The sequence below is a fragment of the Pseudarthrobacter sp. H2 genome (assembly GCF_050157045.1).
Classification (GTDB): Bacteria; Actinomycetota; Actinomycetes; order Actinomycetales; family Micrococcaceae; genus Arthrobacter.
In genome coordinates this window covers 3,272,210-3,291,118 of record NZ_CP189594.1, presented here as the reverse complement: position 1 = coordinate 3,291,118, position 18,909 = coordinate 3,272,210, and the positions used below count along the sequence as shown (strand labels likewise).

Here is an 18,909-nt window from a genome sequence, read left to right as displayed (position 1 = left end):
CATCGAGACGCCCGTTTCGCAACTGGCACGTCTCGAAGCTGGGTGACTGTCGAAAACCTCAGGCCGTGACGTTCAGGCTGACACTGGACGTCACGGCCTGAGGTGTTTAAGGCGTCCTGATGGCGTGGGGCACCTAGTGATCCGAGTCTCAGATGGAATAGTTGCAGGCGCCGCGCAGTTGTTGCCAGAGAACCCATTCCCTGGTGAAAGGAACTGCGCATGCTGTTTTCCCCGATGACACTCGGCGAGCTGGAACTGCCCAACCGGCTCGTGATGGCGCCGCTTACCCGAGTCCGCTCCGGCAAGGAAGGGATACCGGGACCGCTGGTTGTCGAGCACTACCGCCAGCGGGCCTCGCTCGGCTTGATTGTCAGTGAAGGCACCTACCCCAGCCATGCAGGCCAGGGTTTCCCGGGCCAGCCGGGCCTGGTGACCGACCAGCAGCTCAAGGGCTGGGCCGACGTCACCTCCGCCGTCCACGCCGAGGGCGGCCGCATTTTCGCCCAGGTCATGCACGCCGGACGCGTCACCCATGAGGCGAGCAACGGTGGCTACGAAGTGGTCGCGCCGAGCGCTATCGCGATCGACGGCGAGACCCGCACCTACGAGGGAAAGAAGCCGTTCCCCGTCCCGCACGCCCTGACCACCGAGGACCTGCCGGGCATCGTCCAGGAGTTCGTCACGGCGTCCCGTAACGCGATCGGTGCAGGGTTCGACGGCGTCGAGCTGCACTCCGCCAACGGCTACCTGCTGCACGAATTCCTTGCTCCGTCCGCCAACCAGCGCGACGACATATACGGTGGCTCGGCGGAGAACCGTGCACGCTTCGTCATTGAAGTGACCCGGGCCGTAGTGGATGCGATTGGCGCAGACCGCGTCGGCATTCGCATCTCGCCGGAGCACAATGTGCAGGGCACAACCGAACTTGACGCGTCGGACGTCCGGGAAACCTACAGCGTCCTGGTGGATGCCCTGGCGCCCCTGAAGCTCGCCTACCTGAGCGTCCTGCACAAGGAACCCACCAGCGAGCTGGTGCAGGATCTGCGCACCCGCTTCGGCGGAACGTTCCTGCTGAACACCGGTTTCGGTGTCGTCACCACCCGCGAGGAAGCCACGGCGCTGGTCGACGACGGCCACGCCGACGCCGTCGTCGTCGGACGCCCAGCCATTGCCAACCCGGACCTGGTCCGCCGCTGGCGCGAAGGGCTGCCGGTCAACGAGCCGGACCAGTCCACGTTCTACAGCGATGGCGCCAAGGGCTACACCGACTACCCGGCGTACCAGAACTAGTACACGCACCAACGTACGCACCGCTGGACATGTCCAGCCGCAGCCACGAACAGTGGGCAGAACACCATTCTGCCCACTGTCCGCATTTAAGAATGGGCATGTCCCACGGTCTCAGCCGGAGGCTGATCAGTCCTATAGGATCTGAACATGCAACTAGCTTCTCCCGGCAGTCGCCCTGAGGGCCGCTCCGCAGGCCGTACCGTCAGCCGCCAGGTCCTCGCTGACCACGTTTATGAAGAACTCCTGGCCTCACTCATGGACGGCCGGCTGGAACCCGGGACCGCGGTCAGCATCGATGGCACCGCCAGGGAGCTCGACGTTTCGCCGACGCCGGTCCGCGAGGCGCTCGCGCGGCTGGAGCACACCGGAATGGTGCGCCGCGTCGCGCTCAAGGGGTACCGGGTTGCGCCGGTCTACACCCGGGAGGACTTTGCCGAGCTCATGGAAGCACGGCTGGCAATCGAGCCCGTCAATGCCCGCCTCGCGTGCGCCCGGCTGACGCCGGAGCACCTTGCCGAACTGGCGAAGGCCGTCGAGGATCTCAAGAAGGCTCCGAGAGGACCCTCGTTTGCCGAATACCGGGACTACCTGGAAGCGGACGAGAGGTTCCACAGGCTGATCGCGGAACGGACCGGGAATCAGTTCATGGTTGCGGCCTATGGCGCCCTCGGCGGGCAAGTCCAGCGCTTCCGCCTCTTCGGGGGAGTGGGCATCACCGATGCAGAGTTTGCGATCGCCGAGCATCAGTCGGTCCTCGACGCCCTCGCGTCGGGGGATCCGGAAAAGTCAGCGCAGGCCATGGCCGAACACGTGCAGCAAGTACGTGGCCGTGCCATCGCGGACGCCCCCGCCGGCTGAATCCAACCCTTCGGCGTCACGCTCTTAACATGAGAGAGCACGCTCTATAGGATCTTTGATTGTTGCCAACAATCCCGGATGTGATCTTGACAACCTTCCATGGATAGTAAATCCTATAGGAAACAGGATTCCACGAAGGAGTGAACCCATGGCTTATACAGCCGAGAACTGGCCCATCACCGCAGCGCTGCTGCAGTTCCCGGGTGTCGACGGCACCGGGCAGCAGATGACCGATGCCCCTGCTCCCGCCTGGGCCGCAGTCCTGCAGGAAGTGAAGGATGCGGGCTTCGCCGATGCGGACCTCACGGACAGCTGGGTCCGTCCCGGCGACCTGAGCTCCGCCCGCCTTGCCGAGTTCAAGCAGACCGCCGAAAACGTGGGCATCGGCATTCCCGTCATCTCAGCCATCCGCCGCAGCGTCATCGAGGCCAGGAACTGGGAAGCGAACCTGGCTTACAGCCACCGCACCCTCGACGCCGCGGCCGAACTTGGCTGCGAGGTCGTCTCCTTCGGACTCCACCAGGCGCTCACGGCCGAGCAGCAGAAGCAGCTGTGGTTCTGGACCGTCGAAGGACACAAGGACCCCGTGGGGGACAAGGAAACCTGGGGCAACGCCGTCAGCCGGCTCCGCGAACTCGGCCGGCACGCCGCGGAGCTGGGCATCCTGCTCTCGCTCGAAATGTACGAGGACACCTACCTCGGCACCGCGGATTCTTCCGTCCGGCTGGTCCAGGACATCGGACTGGATAACGTCGGCCTGAACCCGGACCTCGGCAACCTCATCCGGGTGCACCGCCCGATCGAGGACTGGCGCGAAATGGTCACCAAGACCCTCCCGTACTCCAACTACTGGCACATGAAGAACTACATCCGCGATGAGGACGTGGCCCGTGACAGCTACGTCGCCATGCCCGCACCGATGGAAAGCGGCTTGATCAACTACCGCGAGGCCTTCAGAATTGCCCTTTCGGTCGGTTTCCAGGGCATCCTCTGCACCGAGCACTACGGCGGTGACGGGCTCAGCGTCACGGCCAGCAACCAGGACTACCTTCGCCGCCAGATCCTGCCGAAGGCCGACGGCTACGCCCTCGGCAAGAGCCAGGTGGCGCAAGGGCGGCAGCAGCCGGCAGCCCCGGAACTCGCCAGCGTCTGATTCAGCTGGCGGCTGGACCGGCCCGACGGCTGGTCCAGCCACTTCTCCATCAGGATTCAACTCCAACACGGATTCAATGAGGAACCATGACCCAGATCTTCGACAACCCCGCTGACTTTGCGGATGAGGCGTTGGACGGCTTTGTGGCAGCCAACCGCGGCTACGTCGCACGTGTGGATGGCGGTGTCGTCCGCTCCGCGGAGGTCCCTGCCGGCCAGGTGGCCCTCGTGGTCGGCGGCGGCTCCGGGCACTATCCCGCCTTCGCCGGCCTGGTGGGGCAAGGCCTGGCCGCCGCCTCGGCCTGCGGCAACATGTTCGCTTCCCCCGCGGCGGGGCAGGTCTACCGGGTGGCCAAGGCCGCCAACGCCGGGGGAGGCGTGCTGCTGAGCTACGGCAACTACGCCGGGGACGTCCTGCACTTCGGCCAGGCCCAGCTCCGCCTTAACGCGGAGGGCATCGAAACCCGCACCGTACTCGTCACGGACGACATCGCCAGCGCCCCGCTGGACCAGATCGAGAAGCGCCGCGGGATCGCCGGAGACCTGACGGTCTTCAAGATCGCCGGCGCCGCAGCCGAAGCCGGATTGAGGCTGGACGACGTCGAACGGCTGGCCATCAGGACCAACTACCGCACCCGTTCCCTGGGCGTCGCCTTCGACGGGTGCACCCTCCCTGGCGCCAACGAACCCCTCTTCCATGTCCCTGCCGGGCAGATGTCCCTGGGCCTGGGCATCCACGGTGAACCGGGGATCTCCGAGCACCCGATGCCGACCGCCTCCGAACTCGCCGAACTGCTCGTCTCCAGGCTGCTCGCTGACAGGCCTGACGACGCCGGCAACCGCGTGGTGGCAATCGTCAACGGGCTCGGCACGGTCAAGTACGACGAGCTGTTCCTGCTCTTCGGCAAGATCGAAAAGCTCCTGCTCGCGGCCGGTCTCACCGTGGTGGAACCGGAATGCGGCGAGCTGGTCACGAGCCTGGACATGTCCGGACTCTCCCTGACCCTGCTCTGGCTGGACGATGAACTCGAGAAGTACTGGGCAGCCCCGGCGGACACGCCGGCGTTCCGCAAGGGCAACCTGGCACCCCGCACCCGGCGCGAGCTGGCCGGTCCGGACGCCGAAGCGGCCGTCGACGTCGAACGTCCCACCGCCGCCGCGGCGGGCCTCGGGCGGCAGGCAGTTGAGGTGCTGGCCCGGGTGCGGGACGTCGTCGTCGAGCATGAAGAGGAATTCGGCCGCCTGGACGCCATTGCCGGGGACGGGGACCACGGCATCGGGATGCGCCGCGGCGTGGACGCTGCGGTCGCCGCAGCCCGGCGGGCGGCAGCGAACGACGGCGGTGCCTCGGCGGCGCGGGTCCTGACCGCCGCGGGGGAAGCCTGGAGCGAACGCGCGGGCGGCACTTCCGGGGCGCTCTGGGGTTCCGCGATCATCGCCGCCGGACTGGCCCTGGGAAACCGGGACAGCTACAGCGGCGAGGACGCGGCCGCCGTGGTCACCGCCTTCGTGGACGCCATCACCGAACTCGGCAAGGCAGATCCGGGGGACAAAACCATGGTGGACGCGCTGCTGCCGTTCCGGGACACTTTCCTGACCGCGTTCGACGGCGGCGCCCCGGTGGGTGCCTCGCTCGCCGCAGCCGCGGCGGCCGCCCGGACTGCGGCCGAGGATACCGCGGCCCTCCGGCCGCTCAAGGGCCGTGCCCGTCCGCTGGCAGAAAAGAGCCTCGGGCACCGCGACCCCGGCGCGGTTTCCTTCGCCCTTATCGCTGCACGGATTTCAGCCCACCTCGACACAGCCCACATCGACTTCCCGTCCGCTGACCCCGGACTGGCAAAGCAAGGAGCACAGGCATGAGCACAGCAACAGGCTGGCGCGTCGTCATCGGCAACGACGAGGCCGGCGTCGAATTCAAGAACGCGCTGAAGGCGCTGCTCGAAGCGGATCCCCGGGTGGCTTCCGTGCACGATGTGGGAGTCGGCGCCGACGACTCCACGGCCTACCCGCACGTGGCCGTTGAGGCCGCCCGGAAAGTCGCCGACGGCGAAGCCGACCGGGCCCTGCTGATCTGCGGCACGGGCCTGGGCGTGGCCATCGCGGCCAACAAGGTCCCCGGAATCCGTGCCGTCACCGCCCACGACAGCTACTCCGTGGAACGGTCCGTCCTCAGCAACAACGCACAGGTGCTTGCCCTCGGGCAGCGCGTCATCGGACTGGAACTCGCCAAGAAACTTGTGGGTGAATGGCTGGGCCACCGCTTCGATGAAACCTCCTCCTCCGCCGCCAAGGTGGACGCCATCTGCTCCTACGAGCCCGAATACACGAAGGCAGTCTGACCATGACCGAAAACGTAAGCAGCGCGGCTGCAAGCTCAATCGACGCCGCCGGCGCCATCAACGCCGCCCGCAAGATCGCCGTCGTCGGCTCAGGCTATATGGGCGGCGGGATCGCACAGGTCCTGGCGCTCGGCGGGGCACGGGTGGCACTGGCCGATGTGTCCGCCGAAGTGGCGCAGAAGAACTATGAGCGGCTGCTGGCCGAATCGGACGAATTCGTAGCCGCGGGGCTCTTCCCGGAAGGCTCCACCGCCATCCTGAAGGAGAACCTCTGGGCCGCCAAGGACATCGAGGAGGCCGTGGCAGACGCGGACTTCATCGAGGAAGCCGTCCCCGAAGTCATCGCCATCAAGCACCAGACGCTGGCCCGCATCAGCGCCGCGGCCCGCCCGGACGCCATCATCGGCTCCAACACCTCCACGATCTCCATCGCGGAGCTATCCGAGCCCGTCGCCCACCCGGAGCGGTTCCTGGGCGTGCACTTCTCCAACCCGTCCCCGTTTATCCCCGGCGTCGAAGTCATTCCCCACGCCGGCACCTCGGCGGCCACCGTCGGCGCGGTCCGCGAACTGGTCCACGCCGCCGGCAAGCAGACCGCCGTCGTCAAGGACGTCACCGGCTTTGTGCTCAACCGCCTGCAGTACGCGCTGTTCCACGAGGCCGCCCAGCTGGTGGAGCAGGGGATCGCGACGGCGGAGGATGTCGACACGCTGGTCCGCACCACGTTCGGCTTCCGGCTCCCGTTCTTCGGACCGTTCGCCATCGCCGACATGGCCGGACTGGACGTCTACAACTTCTGCTACAAGTCCCTCCAGACCGAGTTCCCGGAACGGTTCGCCACGCCGAAGATCCTGAGCGACCTGGTCGACGCCGGGAAGTTGGGCACCAAGACCGGAGCCGGTTTCCTCAACGTCCCGGCCGAGCGAACGCCCGAGCTGATCGCCTACCGGAACAAGGCGTACGTGGCCATGCAGAAGCTCATCGAAGACCTCGGCCCCGCACCCATCAACTGAACTCCAACGTTCACTTCCACACTTCAGGAGCACACCCATGAGTAATTTCCCCGCAGAACGCACCGCAATCGTCACCGGAGCCGTCTCCGAGCGCGGCATCGGCCGCGCCACCGCCAGCTACCTGGCGGCACAGGGCTGGAACATCGGCATCATCGATCTCGATGACGCCCGGTGCAAAGCCGCGGCCAAGGAACTCGCCGCCGAGCACGGCGTCAAAGCCTACGGCGCCGGGGCCAACGTCGCCGACGAAGCCTCGGTCCGCGCAGCCATCGACGCCATCGAGGCCGAACTGCCGCAGATCGTCGCCCTCGCCAACGTGGCCGGTGTCAGCTCCCCGGTTCCGTACCTGGAGCTTGACGCCGCCGAATGGGACCGGGTGCTCGGCATCAACCTCAACGGCGTCCACTACGCCACCCGCCGGGTTGCCGAGTCCATGGCCAAGAACCGGATCGGGCGGATCGTGAACATCTCCTCCGTCTCCGCCCAGCGCGGCGGCGGCACGTACTCCAAGACGCCGTACTCCGTGGCCAAGGCGGGCGTGATCGGCCTGACCCGCGCCACCGCCCGCGAACTGGGCGAGTACGACATCACCGTCAACGCCGTCTCCCCGGGCCCGATCGACACCGACATCATGGGCGGCACGCTGAGCCAGGAACGCAAGGACGAACTCACCAAGGACCTCGTCGTGAACCGCGTGGGCTCCACCCGGGACATCGCCGCCGCCATCGCCTTCCTCATCAGCGAGGACGCCGGCTACATCTCCGGCCAGACGCTGAACGTGGATGGCGGACTTTACATGCACTAAGGAAGAAGCATCGTGGCACAAACCAGCAAAACCGCCCCCGCCTCCGGATTCGCGTCCTGGAGCAAAGGCCGGAAGGCCTATCTCGCCGTCGGGATCCTGGCTTGCCTGGCCGGAATCATGATCATCGCATTTTCACGCTAGGGAAATCCAGTTTCCTGTTCTACCCACCTGATCTACTCAACTGATTCACTCAATGAGGAGTTTTGATGTCCGTAGCAACAACGTCCACCAAGGATCTCCTGGATACGCCGGTACTGAAATCGGCCATCTCCAAGGCCTCCCGCCGGCTCATGCCCATGCTGGTCATCCTCTATGTGGTGGCTTTCCTGGACCGCACCAATGTGGGCTTCGCCGAAGCCGCGCTGGGCGTGGACAAGGGCATCACGGCCGGCGCCTATGCACTGGGCGCCGGGATCTTCTTCATCGGCTACGCCCTGTTCGAAATCCCGAGCAACCTGCTGCTGACCAAGTTCGGCGCCAAGGTCTGGCTGGCCCGCATCGCCATCACCTGGGGCATCGTGTCCGCGTGCTTCGCGTTCGTCCAGGGCGAGACGTCCTTCATCATCCTGCGCTTCCTGCTCGGTGTCACCGAGGCAGGCCTGTTCCCGGGCGTCATCATGTTCCTCGCCGCGTGGTTCCCCAACAAGGTCCGCGTCAAGATGTTCGCGATCTTCTACCTGGCGCAGCCGTTCTCGCAGATGATGGGCGCTCCGCTGTCCGGCTGGCTGATCAACATCGGCGACCAGGTTCCCGGTGTCCAGGGCTGGCAGGTCATGTTCTTTGTCGAAGGCATGCTGGCCGTCCTCGCCGGCGTTGCCGCGTTCTTCTTCCTGATCAACAGCCCGCAGGACGCCAAATTCCTGAACAAGGACGAGAAGAGCGCACTCCTGCAGGTCATGGCGTTGGAGGACACCGTCAAGGAAGAGTCCGGCCCGCGCGGCGTGCTCGCCGCCATGAAGAACGGCAAGGTCTGGTACTTCACCGTCATCTACTTCTGCCTCCAGATCGCCGTCTACGGTGTCACGTTCTACCTGCCACAGCAGGTGGCCCAGCTGACCGGCCAGAAGGTGGGCCTCGCCGTCGGCCTGATGGCAGCCATCCCGTGGTTCTTCGGCATCTTCGCCTGCTACTTCATCGGCAGGGCAGCCAACACCGTGGTCCGCCGCCGGGTCTGGGGCACCGGGCTTTTCATCTCCACCGGGCTGTGCATCTTCGGCTCCGCCTGGGCCGGTGCGAACCACATTCCGGCCCTCGGCATCATCTTCATCAGCCTGGCCGTCTGCAGCTTCCTGTCCATCGGCCCCATCGCCTGGTCCTACCCGACGGCGTTCCTCACCGGCACGGCCGCCGCAGCGGGCATTGGCCTGATCAACTCCCTGGGCAACCTGGGCGGTTTCGTCGCTCCCATCATGCGGACCTCCGTCAACCAGATCACGGCGTCCGACACCGGAACCATGGGCGTCTACGCCCTGGGTGTACTCCCGTTCCTGGCCGCGGCGATGATGTTCGCCACGAAGCGGTTCAAGAACAAGGCCGACGAGCTCCTGGAGCAGTAACCGCCCAACAGATCACAGCTCCTCGATCCAGCAGAAAGCACCAGCAATGCAGCACGGTCACACCAGCCAGACCACCGGCGCCCCTATCTGGGTCGGTGTCAGCAGCAAGATGTACCTGGGCTACCAGGACAGCCTGGACTGGCTGGAGCAGCTGCGCCATGAAGTGGACACCCGTCCGGCCCTCGCGGCCGGGCGGGTTGTCCCGTTTGTCATTCCCTCGTTTCCCGTGCTGCCCCGGGCAGCCGGGATTCTGGCAGGCTCGCCGCTGCTGCTTGGTGCACAGGACTGCGGCTGGGCCGACGGCCCGTGGACCGGGGAGGTGGCCCCGTCCATGCTCGCGGAACTCGGGGTGCGCCTCGTGGAAATCGGCCACGCCGAACGCCGGAGGCACTTCGGCGAAGACGATGCCATGGTTGCCCTCAAGGTCCGGGCGGCCGACAACGCCGGGCTGAGGCCCCTGCTCTGCGTGGGGGAGCCCGACGGCGGCCAGGCGGCTGCCGCTGCGGAGTTCGTCTACCGCCAGATCGAGGCGGCCGTCGACGGAGACTGGGATCTGGCCGCCGGGCTGACCGTTGCCTATGAACCCGTCTGGGCCATCGGCGCGGCTGAGCCCGCCGCCGCGGCGTATGTGTCCGACGTCGTCCGGCAGCTTCGGGGGCACCTCGCCGCAGCCGGTCTCCACGAGCTGCCGGTCATCTACGGCGGTTCGGCAAAGCCCGGGCTGCTGCCAGCGCTCGTCGGCGTCTCCGGTTTGTTCCTTGGCCGTTTTGCGCACGACCCGGCGAACTTCGGCAGGGTCCTGGACGAGGCGCTCCTGCTTGCCGGCGGGTCCCCGGCGGAGTATTCCGCGGAGTCCGCGGCAGCCAAGGGTTACGCGGGCTACTCCGCCGAGTAGCACCGGGGCCAGCCGCCAAGGCCGTCATGGCTGGAGCCGTCACCGCTGGACATGTCCAGCCGCAGCCACGAACAGTGGGCAGAACACGATTCTGCCCACTGTCCGCGTTTAAGAATGGGCATGTCCCGCGGCCGGTCCATCAAAGAATGGGCATGTCCCCATGAGGCGGCACAGAAGCCTCAGGAAGCCACGGACCGCTCGCACAGGCCGATGAAGCCGCCGAGCCGCTCCAGGCCTTCCGGATGCGTGGGCAGGTAGTTGGTCAATTCGGGCGCACGGACCACCACCGCCCGCCACTGCCCGCGGGAGACCGCCACGTTGATCCGGTTGCGCGAGAGTAGGAACTCCATGCCCCGCGGGGCCTCGGACACCGCCGAACAGGCCATCGACACGATCACCACGGCCGCTTCCTGGCCCTGGAACTTGTCCACAGTCCCGACCCGGACCCGGGCCAGGCCGGCACCGTCCAGAACCTCGCGGATCAGGTTGACCTGGGCGTTGTAGGCCGCCACCACCAGGATGTCGGCGGCCTCCAGCGGGCGGCTGCCGTCGGCGTCGTGCCACTGGAGCCCCAGATGCCGCCGCACCTGCCGGAGTACTTCGGCTGCCTCCTCCGGGGACGAGGTGATGTTGCCGCTGTGCCCGACCAGAACGGTTTCGATTCCGGCCGGGACGCCGTCCAGGCGTCGGAGATCCGCGGCCGGGGCGGAGTGCAGCCGGCCCTCATAGGAAAACCCGGACACGGCACGGCACAAGGCCGAGGTCATCCGCCACGAGTCCGCCAGGAAGTACCCGAGCTCCGGGGGAAGCGTGGCGTGACCGGCGGAAATCCAGCCCAGCGCGGACTCATCGACAGGCTCGGGATGGGTGCCCTGGCTGACCTGCGGCAGCTGCTGGGGGTCCCCGAGCAGCAGCAGGCGGCTGCTGGCCTGCGCCACGGCCAGGGTGTTGGCCAGGGAGAACTGTCCGGCCTCGTCAATCACCAGCAGGTCCAGCGAGCCGGCGGGCACCGTGGCGCCGGTCATGGTCCAGGCGGTGCCGCCCACCAGGGCGCCGCCCGGCGAGCTGAGCAGCCGCGCGACGTCCCTCGCCGAACGAAGTTTCCAGGGGAGCGCTTCCTGGTGCTTCACCTCCTTGGCCACACGGGCCGGATCGACGCCGGCCTTGCCGATGGCGGTCTTCAGCAGGTTTTCCACCACGGCATGGGACTGCCCGACGACGCCGATCTTCCACCCGCGGGCCACCAGCCGGGCGATGACGTGCGAGCCCACGTACGTCTTGCCCGTCCCCGGGGGACCCTGGACGGCCAGGTAGGAGTGGTCCAGGGCCGCTACGGCCTCGGTGATGGCATCAACGAAACGGTCCGGTCCGTCGCCGGGGGCCGGCAGGGCCCCGCCGGTTGATAGCCGCGGCGGAACGCGCCGCAGCAGGTCCACGGCGGGATGGCGCGGAAACGCGTGCCCGCCGGCGCGCAAGCCTGCGGCGACGTCGTCGGCCAGGACGGCCAGCGCTTCCTCGAGGTTCCTGGTCTGGAGGGGCTGGTCTTCGGTCAGCGCGACCGGCAGCTGGGCATAGGGCTCCGTGTTGCGGCGCAGCTTGTCCCGTATGACGACGGTGTCCTTCCCGTCGTCGTGCCCGAGTTCCAGGATCTCGGTCCCGAACCAGCCGTTGCGGCCGGTGCCGCCGATGCCTGTGCCCTGGAGCCCGGCCGGAAGGGGCGGCTCGTACACGCGGAACCAGGTGCTGCCCTCCCGGAGGTCCGAGCCGGGGGTCACCGTGCCGGTCAGCCTGACCCGGCGTTCGGGAAGCTTGGCGCCGTCCTTCCACCAGTCCTCGAGGACCTCGGCATCCTCGACCAAAAAGACGTTCCGGTCCCGCTGATGCGTGTCGGGGCCGTTTTCGCAGCGGTCAAAGTGGGCCCACCAGAAGGCTTTGCGCTCGCGGCGGTGGTAGCTCACGGCCGCCGCCAGCATTGCGACCGCCTTCCGGTCCTCCTCGGACAGGCCGACGCCGGGTCCGGCCAAGTCTGCCAGTTCCAGTTCCGCAAGGCTCACGGCGGCATCCGCTGCGCCGCCGTCGTCCACTTCGGAAGCCGTGTCCTCGTCCGCGCTGGGAGCTGCGCCCTGGCCCCGGGCGGCGGCGGCCGCGAGGGTGCCGGGCCTGATCCCGCGCTCGCGGGCCAGGCCGATCAGCCAGTTCCGGAGCTCCAGCGTCGAGAGGCAATCGTATTCGTTGTAGTCCGAGATGCCGGCGAGGATTTCTGCGGCCTCCGCATCCCGGCCGGCGTCGCGCGCCTCGCAGAACTGGGCATAGGCAACCACGGAAGCGCCGGCGTCCTTCACGTCCCCGGAGCGCAGCTTCGTCCCCATGTAGAGGGGTTCGAGTTTCTTGAGGCTGTAGGAGTTCTCCGAGATGAGGATGCTGTGCCGGACGGTCTGGTAGAGGTCCACCAGGAGACCGTCGCGCAGCCACTGGTCCACGGTGTCCTCGCCGGCAACGTGCATGGCGGAGAGCTTCCGGAGAGCAGTTTTCTCGTAGGCAGCGTAGTGGTAGACGTGCATGTCCGGATACCTGGCCCGGCGCTTCCCGACATAGTCCAGGAAGGCCAGGAAGGCCTGCTTCTCCGCCTCCCTGCTGTGGGCCCAGAACGGTTTGAACACGCCGTGCCGGCCGGGCCCGGCGGGCGCCTCGACCACGCCGAACAGGTACTCAAGCCCCCAGGCGCCGGTGGCGCTGTCCTGCCACAAGGGGTCGCCCTCGAAGTCGAAGAAAATGTCGCCGTCGCTGGGCGGTGGCAGCTCCGCCAGCGTGTTTTCCGGGAGCACCCGGTAGCGGATGATGTGTTCTTCGCCCTCCGTCCGATGCCGCGCGCCGCCATCGGATCCGCCGAGCCCGCTCTGCATTCTGGCCTGCTCCTGCAGCCGCCGGAGTGACGCGTTCGCGCGGGGAAGGCCGGCTTCGGCCAGGTCCCGGACGGTGAAGACGCCCTCTTCCCGGAGTTTCTTCCGCTGCGCCGAGTTCATCCGGGCCACCAGCAGCAGATCGTCCGTGGCCCGGACCCGCTCCTGGCAGTAGCCGCAGCGGCCGCAGGCGGTGATGCCGGGAGCGCCCCAGGCCACCGTCCCGGGCTGGCCCCGGTGCGCCGCGACCAGTGCCAGGAACCGTTCGCGCCGCTCGCGGAAGACGGGCAGGATCTCGAAAAGTCTGTGGTTGCTGCGGACGTAGTCGAAGCCGCCGCCGGCGAGAGGCACCGTGGTGCCGAGGACCAGGGTCACCGCCGGATCCGGGCGGATCTCCGCCTTCAGCAGCTGGTCCCCGTAGGCCGCCAGCTGGAGGAGGGCGGTCACCTTCGCATGGCGCGCCAGTTTGGTGTCGAACACGGCGTAGCTGCCGTCCGGGCGCCGCACCAGGAAATCGGACCGCCCGTGGAACTGGCCGTCAAAGAAGGCAGCCTGGAACACGACGTCGGCGCCCGAGCGGAGAGCCCCCATCGATTCGTGATGCTTCGCCCGGAGGGTGGCGCGGTCCATGGTTTCGGCGGGAACGACGTCGTACACGCCGCGGCCCGTGGCCGGATCCCACACCCCGAACTCCTCGAGGAAGGTGGCCAGGACCTTGTGTTCGTGGACGTCGCCCAGCGTGGCGGTACGTTCGAGCATGTCGTCGACGCCGGACTCAGGGGCGGGGGAGCGGCCCAGCTTCTCGTCGAGCTTCCGCAGCAGCTGGTATTCGCAGCTGGCCGCCACCACGAGATCGCTCGCCGAAAAGACCAGATCCTGTTCAGCTCCCGGAACTTCCGGTTCAAGAAAAAACACTGTGCCCCCGGTCCGTTGTGGTTGGGCTGTGGTTGGGTTGTGGCTGCGTTGTGGTTGCCGTTGATCTCTTCCTGCCAAGCTATCAAAGCCCCCTGACAAATTGAGCGCGCGCCCGAACGTAGGGGCCCGCCGGCCCATGGCCATGCGCCGCTGCCCGGCGCATGTGGTGGCAAAATGGGCTGGGTGAGCCAACTTCCGCAGCGCCCTTCCCCCTCCGCCCAGACCCCGCCCGCCCAGACCCCGCCCAGCCAGGAGTCCGGCATCGCCGCCCAGATCGCCGACGAGCTCGGCGTCAAGGCCTGGCAGGTGAAGGCGGCCGTTGACCTGCTCGACGCCGGTTCCACCGTGCCCTTCGTCGCCCGGTACCGCAAGGAAGCCACCGGCACGCTGGACGACACGCAGCTGCGCGAGCTGGAGGAAAGGCTGCGCTACCTGCGCGAACTTGAGGACCGCCGTCGTACCATCCTGGAAGCGATTGCCGCGCAAGGTGCGCTGACCCCGGAGCTGCAGGCCGCCGTCGTCGGCGCGGACACCAAGTCGCGGCTGGAGGACATCTACCTGCCGTTCAAGACCAAGCGGCGGACCAAGGCGCAGATCGCACGCGAGGCCGGCCTGGAGCCGCTCGCCGAGGCGCTATTGAAGCGGCCGGACCTGGATCCGGAGCGCGAAGCGGCCAAGTACCTCAACCCGGAGCACTCCATCGGCGACACGGCCGCGGCGCTCGCCGGTGCGCGGGCGATCCTGGTGGAACGGGTGGCCCAGGACGCCGATCTGGCCGAATCGCTGCGCGAGCGGCTGTGGACACAGGGGCGGATGGTGTCCCGCGTGAAGAAGGGCAAGGACGCCGAGGGGCAGAAGTTCAAGGACTATTTCGAGTTCTCCCAGGCGCCGTCCGGGATGCCCTCGCACCGGGTCCTGGCGCTGCTGCGCGGTGAGAAGGACGGAGTGCTGGAGCTGGACCTCACCGAGGCTGAGCCGTCCGACGACGCCGCCCTGGCCGCCGCCCGCGGCCGCTACGAATCCGCTGTGGCCAGGTTCCTCGGGGTCGCCGACCGTGGCCGTCCCGCCGACGCCTGGTTGCTGCAGACAGCCCAGCTCGCGTGGCGCTCGCGGGTGCTGGCCCGGCTGACGGGCGATCTGCGCAGCCGGATGTTCGCCGCCGCCGAGGACGAGGCCGTCCGCGTGTTCGCCGCCAACCTCCGGGACGTGCTGCTGGCCGCGCCCGCCGGTAACCGTGCCACCCTCGGCCTGGATCCGGGTCTGCGCACGGGGGTGAAGGTCGCGGTCGTGGACGGCACCGGCAAGGTCGTGGCCACGGACACGGTCTATCCCCACGCGCCGGCACGGAAATGGGATGAGGCGCTGCGGACGCTCGTGGGGCTGGCGCGGAAGCACGCCGTCGAACTCGTCGCCATTGGCAACGGCACCGCTTCGCGGGAGACGGACAAGCTCGCCGCCGAGCTGATCAAGCAGCTCGGCGCGGACGCTGACAGCAAGCCGCAGAAGCTCGTGGTCTCCGAGGCGGGCGCCTCGGTGTATTCGGCGTCCGCCCTCGCCGCGGCGGAGCTGCCCGGCATGGACGTGTCCCTGCGCGGGGCCGTGTCCATCGCGCGGCGGCTGCAGGACCCGCTCGCGGAGCTGGTGAAGATCGAGCCGAAGTCGATCGGCGTCGGGCAGTACCAGCACGACGTCACCGCCGCGAAGCTGGACCGGAGTCTCGACGCCGTGGTGGAGGACTGCGTCAACGCGGTGGGCGTGGACGTCAACACCGCCTCGCCGGCGCTGCTGAGCCGGGTGGCCGGCGTCGGGCCGCTGCTGAGCGAGAACATCGTGGCGTACCGGAACGAGCACGGCCCGTTCGCCAAGCGCGCCGAGCTGAAGAAGGTGCCGCGGCTCGGCGCCAAGGCGTTCGAACAGTGCGCCGGCTTCCTGCGCATCACCGGGGGACCGGAGCCGCTGGATGCGTCCAGTGTGCACCCCGAGGCCTATCCGGTGGCGCGGAAGATCATGAAGGCAGGCGGAGGCGGAGGCGGAAGCTACGCGACGCTGAACGCGCAGGACTTTGTCGACGGCTCCTTCGGCCTGCCGACGGTGCGGGACATCATCGCGGAGCTGGAGAAACCCGGCAGGGACCCGCGGCCGGCGTTTGCCGCGGCAACGTTCGCGGAGGGGATCGAGAAGATCGCCGACCTCGCGCCCGGGATGGTGCTGGAAGGAACGGTGACCAATGTGGCGGCGTTCGGCGCGTTCGTCGACATCGGCGTGCACCAGGACGGGCTGGTGCACGTCTCGGCGCTGGCCAACCGCTTCGTCTCCGATCCCCGCGAGGTGGTGAAGTCAGGGCAGGTGGTCCGGGTCAAGGTCCTGGAGGCGGATCCGGAGCGGAAACGCATCTCCCTGACCTTGAGGCTCGACGACGAACCGGCGGCTTCCGTCGGACGCAGTGGTTCCCGGCCCGAGCGTGCGCGGCAGGCGCCGTCGAAGCCAACGCCTTCGACGCAGGGTCCAGGCCCGGCGGGGCCAGCGCCGGCCCGGGAGGCTTCGGCTGGTCAGGCCCGTGGCGGGCAGGCAGGCGTTGGTCAGCCATCCACGGCTCAGACACGCGTTGGTCAGGCGGCCTCACGGAAGGCTCCTTCACGGCAAACTTCCGCCGGGCAGCCGCAGGCGCAGGTGCAACGCCAGGCCCCGCCCGCCAATACTGCGATGGCCGAAGCGCTCCGGAAGGCGGGGCTCGGAAAGTGAAGGCCGAGCTGAGCGGCGCCCACGGGAGCGACGCGGGGCGTTAGGCGGCCAACGGGAGAGCCGTGAGGCGTCAGTCGGCCAAGGAGGCTGCGAACCGTCAGGTCATGATCTCGTTGAGCGCGATCACGTTGCCTTCGGTGTCTTTCAGGAACGCTGACTTGACCGGCCCGAAATCCATCACATCGCCGACGGGTTTTCCTTCCACACCGGCAAAACTGGACCCGGCGAGGGCCTGGAAATTGACGCCCCGGACCTTGAGGGCCTCGACGAGGTCCTCGATGCCCGTAACCATGAAGCTCACCACCGGATATGGGGGCGGAATCCGGTCGGGCATTTCGCTCAGGACGATGCTCGAGCCGGAGGCCGCACCGAATGCCATGGGGTCCTCTGTGGGGCCCGACAAAAGGTCGAGGCCGAGGACGTCACGGTAAAAGATCCGTGCGCGGTTTCCGTCCTGCGCGGGCAGAATCGGGTTGACGTAGAAGCGGTTCAGCATGCTGTGCCTCCCTTGGTTCGGGGCGGGTCGGAAGTTCACGGTGGATCGGCGGCTACACCAATCGTTGCAGCAACCGTGGCGATGCGAAGGCGTATTTTGGTACAGCTTTCTCCGGCGTGGTGCAGCGTTCTCCGGCCAGCGCCGGTGGCGCGGGCGAGGGCGGCTTTCATGACCTGAAGTAGCGGTTTCTTCGTGGCATCTGGCGCGGGTCGATGTGCGGCGGGGGGATGAACCAGGGGATGCCGGTGCGGAGCTGGATGGTCCACAGTTCCTTGTGGATCAGGTGGTGGTGGTGGGTGCAGAGCATCGTGCCGTTGTCTGTGCTGGTGGCCCCGCCGCGGGACCAGTAGCTGATGTGGTGGGCTTCGCACCAGGGTGCGGGGATGGTGCAGCCGGGGAAGGCGCAGCCCTGGTCCCGGGCGGTGAGGGCCTTGCGGATGTGGGGCGGGAAGATCCGTGAGGTCCGGCCGATGTCCAGGATCCTGCCCTCGGTCCCGAGCAGTACCGGGATGATGTCCGCGTCGCAGGCGATTTTCCGGACGGTGCCGGCGGTGACGGGGCCGGTGAACAGCAGGGTTCCGGTGTTCCCTGTTCCGGTGTTCGGGGTTCCGGTGTGCGACGCCGTCCGGGCCGCGCCGGTGTCCGCGAGCCTTCCGAGCAGGTCCCGGTAGTCGATGGTGACCATGACCTGGGGGCGGAGTCCTCCCGCGGCGGGCAGCCCGCCCGTAGCCAGCGCGGCCTTGCAGGCGCCGACGAGGCCGTCCAGGAGTTTCTGCGGCCGGGAGCGGAGGTCCAGCCCGGCCGCGCCGGGATCACCGGCCGTCTCACCGGCTGCCTCGCCGGCCGTCTCGTTCCCGCTCCCGGCGGCCGGGCAGGCGGCCGGGCCCCCGCCGGGCTCCCCTGAGGGGTCCGTGGCGCCGGCGGGACGCTCGGGTCCCCCCGTGCCGGTGGTGCGGGGGTTGGTGGCGGTGTTCATGACGGTGAGGAGCTGTTCGAACTGGTCGGCGGTCGCGAAGATTTCCAGGTGGTGCAGGCCGTGGCGGGTGCGGCGGATGAAGGCGCCCTGGAGCTGGCGCAGGAGTTCTTCGGAGGGTTCGGCGCCGTCCTGGTCCAGGGCGTCGGTCCAGCGCCGGGCGATCCGTGCCAGGAAGTCGGGGTCGTTCTCGGCGGCGGTGCGCGTCAGGGCGTGCTCCATCGCCGCCGCGGCCGCGGCGTCGCAGCTGTGCCGGACGCCGTCCAGGGCCAGGGCGATGAGGCTCGCGGACCGGGAGGCGACCTCCCCGGCGGCGAGGGCTTCTGCGAGTTCCGCGCGGAGGGCAGGCAACGGCTGCCGGCCGGCGAGTACCGGGCGGGGCAGGACGCTGTCGGCAAGGGAGAGCCGGCGGCGGGCCTCCGCGGCGCTGATCCGCAGCCGCGCCCGCAGGAACTCCGTGGTGTTCCGGCAACCATCATCCAGCGGCACGGCCCCGGCCCGGGCGGCCACGGAGGCCGTCAGGGAAGCGTCAGCCCCGCCGGCTGCGCCGGCGTGGCTGACGCGGGAGCTGTTACTGGAGCTGTCGCTGGGGCTGTCCCGCCACCCGGTGGCCCACGATGTGGTGCCCGTGAAGGCTGTGGCCGCCGCCAGTTTCCTGCTCCGGTCCACTGCCCCGGCCGCGACGAGCTGCAGATACTCCACGGTCCGGGACAGTTCCTCCACCTCGCCGGCGAAGTCCGCCGCCTCGGCGAATCCGAAGCCCGCGGCATCATCCACGGCTGTTGCGGCCAGCGTCCGGAGCAAGCCCAGGGCACGGCCCAGGACAGCGCGGTCCACACCAGGATCTCCGGCCCGGGGTGTCCCCGCTGCCGTGTCCTGAAAACGAACGAACTCCCTCGTGGCGTCCATGAATCAACTCTAAAGTGCGGGTGCGACAATATTATCGCCAGCCACATCCCCGGTGTCAGGGCTTCC

The 18,909-nt window shown here is 68.2% G+C and carries 14 protein-coding genes; 11 read left to right on the top strand and 3 right to left on the bottom strand.

Annotation, left to right across the window (positions count from 1 at the left end; translation table 11 throughout):
• Window positions 1-219: 219 nt before the first annotated feature.
• From ACQCSZ_RS15360 to ACQCSZ_RS15315, 10 genes are all read left to right on the top strand, one after another.
• Complete coding sequence (locus tag ACQCSZ_RS15360) at window positions 220-1,290, top strand: alkene reductase (RefSeq protein WP_427004597.1); 1,071 nt, start codon at window positions 220-222, stop codon at window positions 1,288-1,290.
• Between the two features lie 147 nt (window positions 1,291-1,437).
• The gene (locus tag ACQCSZ_RS15355; RefSeq protein WP_427004596.1) at window positions 1,438-2,148 is read left to right on the top strand and encodes a GntR family transcriptional regulator; all 711 of its coding nucleotides are present in this window, start codon (window positions 1,438-1,440) and stop codon (window positions 2,146-2,148) included.
• 148 nt (window positions 2,149-2,296) lie between these two features.
• Window positions 2,297-3,301: a sugar phosphate isomerase/epimerase family protein gene (locus tag ACQCSZ_RS15350; RefSeq protein WP_427004595.1), complete on the top strand. Its 1,005-nt coding sequence runs from the start codon at window positions 2,297-2,299 to the stop codon at window positions 3,299-3,301.
• An 86-nt stretch (window positions 3,302-3,387) separates the two neighbouring features.
• Complete coding sequence (locus ACQCSZ_RS15345; protein WP_427004594.1) at window positions 3,388-5,160, top strand: dihydroxyacetone kinase family protein; 1,773 nt, start codon at window positions 3,388-3,390, stop codon at window positions 5,158-5,160.
• Window positions 5,157-5,639 carry a ribose-5-phosphate isomerase gene (locus ACQCSZ_RS15340; protein WP_427004593.1) on the top strand — a complete coding sequence of 161 codons (483 nt, stop codon included), beginning with the start codon at window positions 5,157-5,159 and terminating at the stop codon, window positions 5,637-5,639. Before ACQCSZ_RS15345 ends, ACQCSZ_RS15340 begins: the two co-directional genes overlap by 4 nt.
• A 2-nt stretch (window positions 5,640-5,641) precedes the next feature.
• Window positions 5,642-6,652, top strand: coding sequence for a 3-hydroxyacyl-CoA dehydrogenase family protein (locus ACQCSZ_RS15335; protein ID WP_427004592.1), 1,011 nt, complete (start codon window positions 5,642-5,644; stop codon window positions 6,650-6,652).
• Window positions 6,653-6,689: 37 nt separating this feature from the next.
• Window positions 6,690-7,457: an SDR family NAD(P)-dependent oxidoreductase gene (locus ACQCSZ_RS15330; RefSeq protein ID WP_427004591.1), complete on the top strand. Its 768-nt coding sequence runs from the start codon at window positions 6,690-6,692 to the stop codon at window positions 7,455-7,457.
• Between the two features lie 12 nt (window positions 7,458-7,469).
• On the top strand, window positions 7,470-7,598 hold the full coding sequence (locus tag ACQCSZ_RS15325) for a hypothetical protein (RefSeq protein ID WP_427004590.1): 129 nt from the start codon (window positions 7,470-7,472) through the stop codon (window positions 7,596-7,598).
• A 65-nt stretch (window positions 7,599-7,663) separates the two neighbouring features.
• Window positions 7,664-9,013: an MFS transporter gene (locus tag ACQCSZ_RS15320; protein WP_427004589.1), complete on the top strand. Its 1,350-nt coding sequence runs from the start codon at window positions 7,664-7,666 to the stop codon at window positions 9,011-9,013.
• A gap of 46 nt (window positions 9,014-9,059) precedes the next feature.
• Complete coding sequence (locus ACQCSZ_RS15315) at window positions 9,060-9,908, top strand: triose-phosphate isomerase family protein (protein ID WP_427004588.1); 849 nt, start codon at window positions 9,060-9,062, stop codon at window positions 9,906-9,908.
• A 179-nt stretch (window positions 9,909-10,087) separates the two neighbouring features.
• Here ACQCSZ_RS15315 and ACQCSZ_RS15310 read toward each other — a convergent pair whose 3' ends face one another.
• Window positions 10,088-13,723 (bottom strand): TM0106 family RecB-like putative nuclease, encoded by a 3,636-nt coding sequence (locus ACQCSZ_RS15310; RefSeq protein WP_427004587.1) that lies wholly within the window; start codon window positions 13,721-13,723, stop codon window positions 10,088-10,090.
• A gap of 174 nt (window positions 13,724-13,897) precedes the next feature.
• Between ACQCSZ_RS15310 and ACQCSZ_RS15305 the strand changes: the two genes are divergently transcribed.
• Window positions 13,898-16,465, top strand: coding sequence for a Tex-like N-terminal domain-containing protein (locus tag ACQCSZ_RS15305; RefSeq protein WP_427004586.1), 2,568 nt, complete (start codon window positions 13,898-13,900; stop codon window positions 16,463-16,465).
• Between the two features lie 97 nt (window positions 16,466-16,562).
• Here ACQCSZ_RS15305 and ACQCSZ_RS15300 read toward each other — a convergent pair whose 3' ends face one another.
• Both ACQCSZ_RS15300 and ACQCSZ_RS15295 read right to left on the bottom strand, forming a co-directional pair.
• On the bottom strand, window positions 16,563-16,961 hold the full coding sequence (locus tag ACQCSZ_RS15300; RefSeq protein ID WP_427004585.1) for a VOC family protein: 399 nt from the start codon (window positions 16,959-16,961) through the stop codon (window positions 16,563-16,565).
• Between the two features lie 166 nt (window positions 16,962-17,127).
• On the bottom strand, window positions 17,128-18,843 hold the full coding sequence (locus tag ACQCSZ_RS15295; protein WP_427004584.1) for a DUF222 domain-containing protein: 1,716 nt from the start codon (window positions 18,841-18,843) through the stop codon (window positions 17,128-17,130).
• Between the last annotated feature and the right edge of the window lie 66 nt (window positions 18,844-18,909).

Bases quoted from the DNA above. Each gene is read 5' to 3' on its own strand.
- ACQCSZ_RS15350 (WP_427004595.1), top strand. From the start codon at position 2,297: ATGGCTTATACAGCCGAGAACTGGCCCATCACCGCAGCGCTGCTGCAG.
- ACQCSZ_RS15335 (WP_427004592.1), top strand. From the start codon at position 5,642: ATGACCGAAAACGTAAGCAGCGCGGCTGCAAGCTCAATCGACGCCGCC.
- ACQCSZ_RS15345 (WP_427004594.1), top strand. From the start codon at position 3,388: ATGACCCAGATCTTCGACAACCCCGCTGACTTTGCGGATGAGGCGTTG.
- ACQCSZ_RS15300 (WP_427004585.1), bottom strand. From the start codon at position 16,961: ATGCTGAACCGCTTCTACGTCAACCCGATTCTGCCCGCGCAGGACGGA.
- ACQCSZ_RS15305 (WP_427004586.1), top strand. From the start codon at position 13,898: ATGGGCTGGGTGAGCCAACTTCCGCAGCGCCCTTCCCCCTCCGCCCAG.
- ACQCSZ_RS15355 (WP_427004596.1), top strand. From the start codon at position 1,438: ATGCAACTAGCTTCTCCCGGCAGTCGCCCTGAGGGCCGCTCCGCAGGC.
- ACQCSZ_RS15295 (WP_427004584.1), bottom strand. From the start codon at position 18,843: ATGGACGCCACGAGGGAGTTCGTTCGTTTTCAGGACACGGCAGCGGGG.
- ACQCSZ_RS15330 (WP_427004591.1), top strand. From the start codon at position 6,690: ATGAGTAATTTCCCCGCAGAACGCACCGCAATCGTCACCGGAGCCGTC.
- ACQCSZ_RS15320 (WP_427004589.1), top strand. From the start codon at position 7,664: ATGTCCGTAGCAACAACGTCCACCAAGGATCTCCTGGATACGCCGGTA.
- ACQCSZ_RS15315 (WP_427004588.1), top strand. From the start codon at position 9,060: ATGCAGCACGGTCACACCAGCCAGACCACCGGCGCCCCTATCTGGGTC.
- ACQCSZ_RS15340 (WP_427004593.1), top strand. From the start codon at position 5,157: ATGAGCACAGCAACAGGCTGGCGCGTCGTCATCGGCAACGACGAGGCC.
- ACQCSZ_RS15360 (WP_427004597.1), top strand. From the start codon at position 220: ATGCTGTTTTCCCCGATGACACTCGGCGAGCTGGAACTGCCCAACCGG.